General features: G+C 49.5%; 2 protein-coding genes. Both read left to right on the top strand.

Features of this window, described 5'->3' with window-relative positions; translation table 11 throughout:
• Positions 1-384, top strand: a 384-nt coding sequence (locus R7093_RS27340; protein ID WP_318147296.1) for a molybdopterin dinucleotide binding domain-containing protein, incomplete at its 5' end; no start/stop codon positions are given.
• The coding region (locus R7093_RS27335) for a 4Fe-4S binding protein (RefSeq protein ID WP_318147297.1) at positions 384-553 on the top strand (170 nt) is incomplete at its 3' end. The genes R7093_RS27340 and R7093_RS27335, both read left to right, overlap by 1 nt.

The raw sequence follows: 553 nt of genomic DNA, 5'->3' as shown, positions 1-553 counted from the left end.
CCACTTCAACGAACGCGCTTCCACTACAAATCGCGCGCCCACTCAACGTACGGCAACGTGGACATCCTAAAAGCAGCAGCGCCACAAGAGCTTTGGATCAACCCGATTGATGCAGCGTCACGCAACATCGACAACGGTGATTTGGTGAGCGTTCGTAGCAAGTTTGGTGAAATGAACGTTCGCGTAAAAGTGACCCCACGCATCATGCCGCATGTGGTTGGCTTAGGTGAGGGCGCATGGTACGCACCAAACGCAAAAGGTGTTGACCAAGCGGGCTCTATTAACGTGCTAACAACACAACGTCCAAGCCCTTTGGCAAAATCAAACCCGAGCCATACCAACCTCGTTGAAGTGACGCTAATTAAGAAAATGGGGGCTAAATAATGAGCACAGCGAAGCAGTATGGCTTTTACATTGATTCAAGCAAATGTACTGGCTGCAAAACATGTCAGCTCTCTTGTAAAGACAACAAAGATCTGGGTATCGACCGTAACTTCCGTCGTGTTTACGAATACGTAGGCGGCAACTGGACAGAAGAAAACGGCGCGTTCCA

It is taken from the genome of Vibrio sp. 1580 (assembly GCF_033340055.1).
The sequence above is the reverse complement of the archived record's forward strand: the minus strand, read 5'-3'. Positions and strand labels throughout refer to the sequence as shown.